The following is an 11,990-nucleotide window of genomic DNA, read 5'->3' as shown; positions in this document are numbered from 1 at the left end:
TATTCGATGAAAGTAGAAAAAGAAATTCAAGAGCTTTACGAGAAGCTTCTGCAACATAACAGGAAGTACTATCAAGATGATAGTCCGGAAATAACGGATGCTGAGTATGATTCAATTAAGGACCGTTATCTTAAGCTTTTAGATGCAAATCCGGGACTTGGATTTCCAGTAGTTGTTGGTCACCCACCTTCTGAGAAATTCCAAAAAGTCGAACACTTATCTCCTATGCTTTCATTACGTAACATCTTCTCAGAAGAAGAGTTAATAGAATATATAGAAAGAACAAAGAGATTCCTGAATCTCAAAGATGACCTTGAATTTTTATGTGAGCCTAAAATAGATGGCGTTTCATTTTCTGCACGTTATGTCAAGGGAAAACTTTACTCTTGTGCAACAAGAGGAGATGGGAAAGTAGGAGAAAATATTCTTGATAACATGAAAGTCATCAATGGTTTTCCCATAGAAATTGAAGATGTACCAGATCTTTTGGAAGTACGCGGAGAAGTTTTTCTTGACCATGACGCCTTTCGAACGCTTGAAGGTTTTTCAAATCCGCGCAATGCTGCTGCGGGATCACTTAGGCAACTTAATCCTGAAATAACCAAGGAACGCAATCTGCAATACTTCGCTTATAGCGCCAGCAAAATCGATGGAATAAAACGTCAAGAAGATGTGTTGCACTTTCTAAGTGAGCGCGGTTTTATGACAAATCCATTAAGACTATCTTCATTAAAAGTTCCAGAAATTATGGGTTTTTACAATTCAGTTTATCGTAGACGCTCACAAATCAACTACGATATAGATGGGCTAGTCTATAAGGTAAACAGTCTCAAGTTACACACAAGGTTGGGCACGCTATCAGATGCACCTAGATGGGCCATAGCACATAAATTTCCCTCACATCGAGGAAAGACTATACTCGAAAAAATCAAGCTCAGTGTTGGACGTACTGGCATCATCACACCGGTTGCTCACTTAAAACCGATTACCATAGGCGGAGTTGTCATATCAAGGGCAAGCCTATATAACGAAGACGAACTCAAAAGAAAAGACATCCGCGAAGGAGATCTGGTAACAGTAGAAAGAGCTGGAGACGTAATTCCAAAAGTGCTTGAAGTAGACACATCGTATAGAACTAGTCAGAAGAGGTTTACTTTTCCTGATAAATGTCCCTCCTGTTCTTCTACACTGATAAAAAAAAATAACGAAGCGGTGATTCGCTGCAATAATCGGAAAAAATGTTCTGAACAGCTAATACAGCAAATAAAACATCTTGTCTCAGCACAAGCATTCGATATAGATGGTATAGGAACATCACATATTGCTTTTTTTATCGAGAAGGAATTTATTTCAGAACCGGCAGATATTTTTTGCTTAGATAAGCACGGAGATGAAATAAAAAAATATGATGGTTGGGGAGAAAAGTCGGTAGAGAATATTCTCAAAAACATTGAGAACTCTCGGAAAATAAGTTTAGAAAAGTTCATTTTTAGCCTTGGAATAAAAAATATAGGTGAAAAGACTGCTTATGCGCTTGCACAGCAGTTCAAAAGTTTTGCCAACTGGTTTAATAAAATGTCTACGCTCAAAGACGACGCCCAAACTAAAAATGAAATCAGGAATCTTGATGGTATGGGAAGTTGTGTATGTGACTCTTTAGTGGATTTTTTCAGTGATCCAGATAACTGCGATATGATAAAAAGCTTGTCTGATCACGTTATTGTAAGCGATCACAGCGTTAGTATGGGTGGTCTACTTAGCGGGAAAAAATTTGTTTTTACAGGTACACTCCTCTCAATTAGTAGGGAAGAAGCAAAAGAGATCGTAAAAAAGGCTGGCGGTATAATCGTGAATAGTATTTCCAAGCAGGTCGACTATGTTGTAGCTGGAGAAAAAGCAGGCTCGAAACTAGCAAAAGCCAATGAACTTGGCATTACAATCATAGAGGAAAAAACCTTCATGGAATTGGCCGTAAACAACACACCTGCCCTTGAGATAGATACAAACTCCAACTCAAAGATAAAATGATTTTTTCAAAGTACAGTAATTACAGAATTCCCAAAAGAGTATTGAATCTTTTAGAATTATCGTTGGCAAAAAACTCCAACGATTCGCCACGAATTTTTATTTCGTTGGTTTTTCTTAATTTAATAAACTTCAAAGGATGATCGAAGTTCAAACTACTGCAACAACCCAGTGCATCATCACCGGCAACTTTATTGGCTCTGAACCAGATGATCTGATCGTATAAATTTTCAGTTACAAACGATGAAAATAGTTTACTTCCACACTCTACGAGCACACTATTAATACCCATCGTTCCGAGTTGCTGCAACACGTCTTCCAGATCCAATATTTCGCCGTTTAGATTAGCTTCAAAATTAAAGAAATTTTTATGTTTGAATGTATTTTTTTTACCGAATGACCACACAATACCGTCATTGAAGATTTTAAAATTAGGAGAAGAAATCTCACCTCGAGTATCAAGTACAACTTTAATCGACTCTTTTTTCACGCCCGGTAGTCTGCAGCTAAGCTGCGGATCATCATGTTTAAGAGTCGAATAGCCAATCATAATAGAGGAAGAGATACATCTTAGCATGTGAGATATTTTCCTCGTAGCAGGACTTGTAATCCAAGTACTTTTTCCATTAGAACAAGCAATTTTTCCATCAAGGGTAGTTGCAGTCTTAAGAGTAACAAATGGTCTACCAAAAACTTGACGGTAAAAATATCCTATATTGCTAAGACAGCACTCCCTTTTTAAAATTCCGGTAGTAACAACAATTCCACTTTCCCGAAGCTTTTGTATACCTTTACCATTAACTCTAATGTCTGGATCCCTAGCTCCAATAAAGACATTTTTTATACCGGATTCAATAATTAGATCCGTGCAAGGTGGCGTTCTCCCGTAATGTACGCATGGCTCAAGTGTTGTGTATAAGTCGGCACCCTTTGCCCTTATACCCGCGACTTTGAGAGCAACTGCTTCCGCATGAGGGGAGCCATTCATCCCAGTGACGCCTTTTCCAACTACCTCGTCATCCTTCACAATAATGCATCCAACAGATGGATTATCCGCAGTAAGACCTTGTCCAAAACGTGAGGCATTTACTGCTGCTTCCATGTAATATACAATACGGCCGTGTGTTTTGGGGGAACTCATGTAATTAGCGGAATTACAGCAACAAAGCTATCATCTATCTCTTTGCAGAACAACGATTTTTAGTATTTTATTTGCTAACTTTAATCCTGAAACAGCGTTTTTCTGTGAATATTCTTTAGTTTTATCCTTGGTTCCAAGTATGGTTTCTTACCGCTTTCCTAAGATTGTCGTTTTTTTTATTTTAATGACAATTTTATGCTTTCTTGGTGGATTTATTATAAAACTTAATGCTGATAAGAGAGGATATCTTGATGAAATCAGCCATCTATTTGGTGGCAATATTGAGGTTCATGGCGATATATCAATTAGTTTTTTAAATCCAGGGCTGAAAATCACATCTTTAAATTTTTTTCATCATACCTCTGGGTCGCGATATGTATTCGAAGAACTTGATATAGACCTCGAACTCAGCTCGCTCATTTTCAGCAAACCTCGGATTTCAAAAATTGTACTTAAAAATGGGAAAGTCGTACTGAGCAATGCAAATGAATTTCCTGTACTGAAATTTCACAATTTACATTTTCAAAATACAGAGCTCATTGTTCCTGATTATGCAATTAACACTTACATAAAAAACGGGATGTTCTCTGCTTCAGAGAAAGAATTTTTCTTTTCTGGTGAAGTTGGTAGAACTGATAAAGTGCCTTACGACATTCTCATACGCTTAGACAAAAGGAAAAACCAATCGCTTGTAAAACTCTCAAGTAAGAAAGAGAAATTAAAAATATTTCTTTCAGAAAAAGAAAAGCATATTTCGGGTAGTGGGAAAGATCTCCTTAGACTTTTCTCTACATTCACAGATATTGCTTACCAACCAAGAGAAGATAGTTACTTTATCATTGGTACTCATTATGACCAGATCAAAAATAGCTATTCGGTAACTATTGACTCGGACTTAGTGAAGTCGGTAGTCAATATTTTCAAAGATCACGAAAAAAATAAAGTTGATATAAATAGTAGCTATATTGACCTGAGCCGTGTAACAAATGGTTCCCTCGAAGGGACCTTTTTAGCACTTCTAAATATCCAAAGAGGGCTTCTTGGAAGAGAAGAGTTCAAATTTATTGCGCACAAAATTAAACTCAGAGGAGACAAAACCGCAAAAGTCCAGTTTGATTTCCTTGATCAAGGTAAGTTCTCTTATATTGATAATTTCTCTGCTCAATCAAAAAATGGAACATTCACTGCAAAAGGTATTGTTGAAAGAAATTTGAGAGGACATCCTATTCTACGTGCAGAGGCAAATTGTGTTGGCACGGTTCCCGAATGGATCACTATTACACCACTATCGGCGAAGTATATAGATATTACAAATTTAATAGGGAAGCGGTTCAACTTTTCAGTTAATTTTGTTTTTGGACCAGATATGTTCCTGATTAATAGTGGTAGATTTCTCACAGATGAAATAGCAATTGATGGAACAATTCAATACAATCGACTCTTAAAGAAAATAAGGACTGATTTCAAAGCCAGCTCGTTGGAATTAAAAACCCTTACCAAAGACAATGTTCATTCACTTGTGGATCGCTTTACTGAATTGGACGCGGCAGTCAGGTTCGAGTTAGAAAATACAAAAGTTGGGAAGAATGAAATCTCCCATATTGATTTTGTTCACCACATAAAACAGAGGAATAACGCTTCGTATATATCTGTAGATTCAGATAGAATGAGCTTCACAGGAAGGATAAGATTTATTCAAGATTCAAATATTCTAGAAATAGATCTTGATGGAAATAGATTTGATAAAAGCATCATTGAGTTCCCGAGCCTGTTTAACGTTTTCAAAGAAAACAACAAAGATTTCAAAATACAATGGAACGAGGATGTTTTCCCTTATATTCCTAATAATCTCAGTGGAAAATTCAATGTTATTTGTAACAATATTTTTGATGCAAATAACAAAGAGCCCCATTTGAATCTTGCGATTTCAGCAGAAACAGAAAATAGAATACTTAAACTAACTAAGTTCTCTGTCAAAAGAGAAGATTTACTTTTTGAAATGGTTGCAAATCTCACTTTTGCCCAAGGACAAAATGGTATCATTGCATCAGTAGCAGCCGTTAACCTAGATCTCGGAAAACTTTTTAAAAAATATTTTAAAATTGATTATATTTCTGGCAAAGCAAGCGTCCAGGGTAATCTTTCCTCTAAGGGTTTCAGTATTGCTCAAATAGTCAAAAATCTGAATGGCAAAATCACTTTTAACTCTCCTAATATTTTACTAGAGGGAGGCGATATAGATGGACTTCCACTAAAGCTAGTTGAAGTAAATTCAATAAAAGAACTAGATGAGGTTATCAGAGTCAGTTTCTTTGAAAAGAGCACTCCTCTATTTCAAGTTGACGGTTCAGGAAACATTACTAACGGCATTATAGGTACATCACTTAGTTTTATGACTAAGGCGACTAGTGGCGTTTTTTCTTCACATTTCAGTCTTGTTGATATGAAAAATTCGTCTATTGCACGTGTTTTCTTTAATCTTAACGACAGTCCAATTGCGGTTGACATTAATCTTGAAGGTAGTCTGTGGAAACCAAGAATCTTCTTTGATAATAAAACAATATTCGAGACTCTAAAGGGAACAAAAGCAAATTACACATGAAGGTATCAGAAAAATACTTACCAATACTCCTTGGAGTGTGTATGACGCTTGGGTTTGCACCCTTTCACTTGACATTCGTTCTTATTTTTGTACTTGCACTTGTATATAAACAACTAAGGCTGTCTTCCTCTATAAGACAAACCTTCTTGTTTTCTATCTATTTTGGAAGTGCCTTTTTCCTGACTTCTTTATATTGGATTGCTTTTGCATTAGCGACAGATATACAAAATTTATGGTGGCTAATCATACCAGTTCCTATTGTACTCTCCATTTTTCTTTCTCTTTATTTTACCTGCGCCTTTATGCTGTTTAAGGCGATCAAAATACAAAATCCACTCACCTTCTCTCTCATAATAACAGGATCCGAATACCTAAGAGAAGTGTGTTTCAGTGGTTTTCCATGGAATTTAATCGGTTATTCATGGGATCATATAGAGTTTCTTCAGCTAGCATCACTTTTTGGTATTTTTGGACTTACAGCATTTACAACATTTCTTTCTGGCTCGATTGGGGAACTTCTTTTCAAGGATTCAAAAAAAGCCAGACTCTACTTTATTTGTTCAATTATTTTATTCATATCGGTTTTTTGCTTTGGTCTTAGACGTTTGAGCACTTACCCAACACAATACTCATCAAAAATCGTCAGGATAGTACAGGCAAATATCTCTCATCAGCAAGTTTGGACAACCGAATTTCAAAAGATGGTACTCAAGAAGTACCTTCAATTAAGTATGTCTAGACCTTCGATCAAAATCACCTATTTCGTGTGGCCGGAATCATCATTGCCGTTCCTTTTCTCGAGACCTGAAACAGACATAACGCTTTATGTGAGCCAAGCTCTTGGAAAACCTCTAATAGCTGCCGGAACACGTAGAGATAATAATTCATTATTTAATTCAATTTTTGTACTTAGCAACGGGCTCATCGCAGAGTATTACGATAAGGTCAAACTTATTCCATTTGGAGAGTACGTACCTCTTGAAAATATAATACCAATAAAAAAGATTGTTAATGGAATGAGCAGTTTTACTCCGGGTCACGATAATACTAAAGTGCTAGATAGCATCGAGGCAGCACCAATACTTTGTTATGAAAGTATTTTTAGCACTTTTATTGCTCGAAAAAAGCCTGCTGAATGGATAGTCAACCTCACAAATGATAGTTGGTTTGGAAACAGCACTGCACGGTACCAACATCTACAAATGGCACGTATCAGAGCAATAGAATATGGACTTCCACTTGTCAGATCAACCACTACTGGTATTTCCGCAGTTATCGACCCATATGGAAGAATACTGGAAAAAATAGATTATTCCTCAGAAGGGGTGCTAGACATTGCGATACCTAAAAAACATCCAAAAAAGACACTTTATAGTACGCTCATCCACAACCTTACTAGATTTTGTTCTTGATAATTATGATTTTTAATTACAGCAAACGATCGGATAACAATAATTTTTAAAAGCGTGATGGAAAAATAAGATAAAAGCGCAATCTTGGCAATTATGTAAGGAGCAGAAATCCCGAACAACGACCCTTAAAACAGAACCCCGTTCTTATACACTCTACCACCTTATTTAAAGTAACGAGTTCAGCAGGCTCGAGAAGCTCGTTCCACACGGCAATGCTCAGTCAAAAATATCACTTCCTCTTTTCGAGTAAGAAGGCTTGCATGCCCTGCCATGCACAACATACTACACTATCCACCCTAGACATTTTCATATATCGCTCCCACGCTCAGCAGCGTGCTGCGTTCCACCAGTCGGTACCTGTCCCTGATGGGCATGAACATCTTCCGCACTTGAAGCACCGGCCTCTTTCAAAGCTTTTGCCGCCTCATGAATTCCTTGAGATGCTATAGGTTTTTGAGACGCTGAACCAATGGCTTTTTCAAGTGGCGTACCATTAACGTATACACCTGAAGAAGAAAGATCAAGCTTACCCTCCCTTAAAAGAGAAGCATACTTATCAGCATTTTTTTTAGAACCAAAAGAAACGGAACCATCACTACTCATGAGTATGTCAACTGTTTTGTAGCTCCCTTTTATTGCCGCCTCAACCGAGACAACAACACACCCACTTTGAGGAATATAGTTTGTCAAACCATCCGCTCTTCTTTCTACCTTAACGATATTCCTACCATTATTGAACGATAAACTACTGCACCGTATCCCGTTGGACTTTGCAGAAGAAAAAAGTTGATCAGTATCAACGGTAGCATTACCATCAATCTTGACACACAACAGACCTCCAACAATGCTTGCAGTACTCTTTTCTTTCGATAATCTGAATGGAGCACTTACAAGTGACCTAACATTCCGGATCAAGATATTGTCACTTGCGGTATATAGAGCACTCGCAACCTGCTCGCTTACCTCTTTATTAACTCGTTCCCGCTCGAGTTCAGCCTGAAGAAGAGTTTGACAGTAATTATTCTCCAATTGCGCATTCATTAGAAAGCGCAGTTCGGTATAATCGCTCTGACAGAGGTCAGTCTTATTCATTAGAACAGCTAAACGAGCGCGGCAAAGATCTCTTTTTCGCTCAAACTTCTCGAATCGTTCTAAAGTACTCAAACCTCCACTAGAATGGATCAAATCTATACCTCTACTTACAAGGAAAGACACCATCTCAGGACTAGGTCGACTACCTGTCTCGAGAGAACGATCGAGTATCTTATCAAGAAAATTGCGACCACAAGAATCGACGGTATTGATTTCCGCACCATATTCAAGGAGAAGCTTGCACATAGGAATATTATTGTTTAGGATGGCGCACTCAAGGCTAGAATAACCATCTTCATCCTCAGCATTAATATCTAGTAGGGGACCTTGATGATGTTCCAAAAACTCTCTAGTTTCGACTGAATCTGCCCCAAGCACAGAAAGCATTAACATTCTCGAAAAGCTAATTTTGTCTGCAAAACTTGGAACGGCCTGCCTAATAATAGTTAAAAGTTGCCCGGATCCCTTCGTGCCTGCTAATACATCCAAAGCTGAAACACCGTAATAATTCTTTTCCAGTAACAATTCGGGAGAGAAATGCTTATTAGCAAGGATGGCACTAAGAGCATCATGCACCTCGGTGGTAGCTGAGGGAGCGGTTCTAAGCACCTTAAACAACATGTGCAAAACTGTATCCCCGTTCTCTGGGTTTCTCTCTCCAAAGTATGAAACCCCCTTCAAAAGATAGCAGAGCAAACCAAAACGTTTTGTAAGCAAAGAGTGCTCACCAGGCACACTTTCACTAGATATTTGTGAAAACATCTGCGAAAAAACAGGAAAATGATAACCTTTGGGAAGAGAATTCATTTCCCCTAGTAATAAGGAAGCTGCACGCGACTTCTCACCGACATTTGCGGATTGCAGAACATCTTCCAAACAACGCATGAGAGCCCCTGTTTTAGCATTTTCTTCCTCATAAGTGCTTCTTAATTCCGCTGCAAGAACAGGATTTCTCGCTTCCAGCAGTTGAAAGGAAGTTGTACCTTGACCTGAAACTTCAGCAATACCATAACCAGTTACCATACATTCGGTGACCAATTCCCTTAAAGTTTCATCACTAGCTCCCTTTATAATACAATCGAGCAAGTTGTCACCATTAGAATTCCTTATGAACTTATTCGAACTCTGCACGGCAATCTTAGCCAATTGCACATTCTTGGATCTCAGTATTGCATTTACAATTTCATTTCTCTCATCTGAAGAGTCTATAAGACCCGGATGTGAACGCACGCTAGCAATGGCAGCATCCACCCTACCACTCGTAATATCGTCTTTTAAAGATGCAGCCCTCTCGTTGTACCCTTGTTGAAATTCGGAAAGAACACTATTATGCGTGTGACAAGACCGCTTTTTAAATAGTTTGGATTCAGATTCTGCATAATGGCGCACTTGAGCTACAATCTCCTCTCTTTCTTTATCGCTTTTGACTTCCACAGCAGGAGTTGACTTCGAAGGAAGAGCTTCTCTTAAATGTCTTTCACGCTCAGTAAGAAGCGTACCCGCATCTTCTTTACTCAATTTGAGACATTTAATGAATCCCTTTAACTCATTCTGATCAAAGCTGGCCGGGAGAGCTAAAATTGCCTTTTTAACACTCTCTACATTCATTTGCAGTCCAGCATTTTGCATCACTCTCACAGCAGAAAGATTTCCCATTTCGACAGCAAGAACAAACGGATCCCTATCTTGTGAGTCTTTTTGATTCTCTAGTAAGAGCACCTGCTCTGGAGCAGTAATCGCATTAAGCATTTTTTGCATGCCTGCAATCAGCTTAAGCATCGCATCATTGTTCATCGCCACAGCAGTGTGTAAAAGACGAGATCGAAGAAGTAGGCTAGTAGCAGCATCTGCTCCGTGGTGTGCCAAAACAGTAGCAAGTATTGCTTTAATCACTGAAGCATTATTCATATAAACAGCAAGCTCTAAAACAGTCCTACCAGCCCCATTACGTTGATTCAATGCGGAAAAAGTAAGAGTGCTTACAGAAGCAGCATGCGTCAGAATCGACTCCATCGCCTCTGCATCCTTACATCTAACAGCCGTGTGCAAAAGATTCTCCCCATTCACATTTGGAATAAAAAGATCATCTAAATAATGCTGCACCAAATAATCAAAAAAAAATGCCCTCCTTCTTTTTTCCGTGGCACTATTTGCAAAGTGCTTCGCCAGAAGCGCAACCTGTAGGGGACTACCCACCTCAGCGGACACGTTTACTGCAGGAGAAACACCACCACTATCTGCAGCCTTTAGCTTGCTATACTTGTTTGCATAGGCCTGCCATTGTGCAATGCTACCAAAGGCAGCAATAAGGGTGCCTATATTATGACCATCTGGGCTACATACCGAAACAAGCGCTTTGTCTCCATCTTCAAAGCCACTCAATTTATCTCTTATGTTATCTGCTTCAGATGTATCCATAGAGATAGCATGGGCATATGTAAGCAGAGCACCTTTATTTGCAAACTTTGAGGTAACCTGTTTTCTAAGAATATTCATTTCCTCACGTACAAGCGCAACAGTTGCTGCTGAAGGATCAAACTCTGCCTTATACTTTCCAAGATCCCTAGTTAGACTATATTCAGCATCATATAGGACAGCTGATCCAAAGCCATACTTTAAAAGTCCAGCAACATCTTGCTTTTCGATAAGCTTGTCCTTGAGGTCATCATTCACGCATCCTTTGGTCTCTGACAATATTTTCTGTGCAACCGCGCTGTTACCACTTTGCACAGCTGTAACTAGCGGATTTATACCATTATCCAAAAGTGCTGCAACAAGCGTTTCTTCACGCAAATCAGCACTATCTAGCACATCTTGATGCCAACCTTGCTGTTCCTGTACACTAAGCACCCTCAATACCGTTGCATTAGCATGGCTACACATCGAATCAGATCTAGCACGCTGTACCCCCTCTTGGAGGACCCTTTTAGCTTCCAGATCACTGACCATTGCTTGCATTTCAGGAATCTGGAGAGCTGTAATTTTTTCAACTTCAGCCTTAAGTTCTTCACATTGAGTTTTACTTTTTTCCTGCAATTTCCTATGTTCAAGAAGAATAAACTTGACTAAATCCGAATTACCGCTTTCAGCAGCCACTTCAAGAATGCTTTTCGCACCATCAACAGTATCTATACGTTTGTATACATTGGATTCATCTTCTAAAAATAGCCTTTCTAGGACAGACTTATCTCCATCGGCGATTTTTCTGTGAAGTACGACACTCTCTTCTAAATCACTCATCTGACTCGCTGTTAGTTCTGCAACCGACACCCCGTATTTCTGCTTACACAAAGGTCCATAAAAAACGCCAAGGTTTTTGTTATGGTGAACTGGTAGGAGCCCCTTTCGATCCTTAATATTCAACAACGCCTCAAGATTGGAAGACAAGTTAAAAATTACATCCCTCAGATGCGGAACTTTTTCAGCAACAAAGTGCAAAACCGTTCCTCCAGATAGCTTACTAACCCTTGAAAGAAGCCTATCTATACACTCCTGGGTGGCGTCGATTTCCTCTTGAGTGCTTGCAGACGCTAACGCACCTTCTAAGCTTTGACAAATCGCAGCAACACAAGCAGCGTCATCATTTGCAATAGCGACCTCCAACGGAGTACACCCCTCTCCATTTTCAGACTCCCAAAGCTGTACCGGAACGTACTTAACAAAATCAGTAATTTTGCTCGAATCACGGTTTTCAACTACCGCATGCAAGACATCCTTA

Annotated in this window: 5 protein-coding genes; 3 read left to right on the top strand and 2 right to left on the bottom strand. The window is 38.9% G+C overall.

Translation table 11 applies throughout. The features are described 5' to 3' along the window. Positions 1-6: 6 nt before the first annotated feature. Positions 7-2,028 (top strand): NAD-dependent DNA ligase LigA, encoded by a 2,022-nt coding sequence (gene ligA, locus GP480_RS02010; protein WP_160095416.1) that lies wholly within the window; start codon positions 7-9, stop codon positions 2,026-2,028. Between the two features lie 19 nt (positions 2,029-2,047). Here the strand turns inward: ligA and ribD are convergent, their stop codons facing one another. Further along, positions 2,048-3,127, bottom strand: coding sequence for a bifunctional diaminohydroxyphosphoribosylaminopyrimidine deaminase/5-amino-6-(5-phosphoribosylamino)uracil reductase RibD (ribD, locus tag GP480_RS02005; protein WP_160095414.1), 1,080 nt, complete (start codon positions 3,125-3,127; stop codon positions 2,048-2,050). 178 nt (positions 3,128-3,305) lie between these two features. Here ribD and GP480_RS02000 point away from each other — a divergent pair, with 178 nt between their 5' ends. Together GP480_RS02000 and lnt are read left to right on the top strand one after the other, a co-directional pair. Beyond that, positions 3,306-5,768, top strand: coding sequence for an AsmA family protein (locus tag GP480_RS02000; protein WP_160095412.1), 2,463 nt, complete (start codon positions 3,306-3,308; stop codon positions 5,766-5,768). After that, on the top strand, positions 5,765-7,180 hold the full coding sequence (gene lnt / locus GP480_RS01995; protein ID WP_160095410.1) for an apolipoprotein N-acyltransferase: 1,416 nt from the start codon (positions 5,765-5,767) through the stop codon (positions 7,178-7,180). Before GP480_RS02000 ends, lnt begins: the two co-directional genes overlap by 4 nt. 306 nt (positions 7,181-7,486) lie before the next feature. On the opposite strand, the gene GP480_RS01990 is transcribed toward lnt, so the two are convergent. Beyond that, entirely contained in the window at positions 7,487-11,980 is a 4,494-nt protein-coding gene (locus tag GP480_RS01990; RefSeq protein ID WP_237111385.1) for an ankyrin repeat domain-containing protein, read from the bottom strand. Positions 11,981-11,990: the final 10 nt, after the last annotated feature.

The organism is Neorickettsia findlayensis (assembly GCF_009856525.1).
GTDB lineage: Bacteria > Pseudomonadota > Alphaproteobacteria > Rickettsiales > Anaplasmataceae > Neorickettsia > Neorickettsia findlayensis.
Note: the sequence above shows the minus strand (reverse complement) of the source record. Positions and strands in the feature narration are given on the sequence as shown.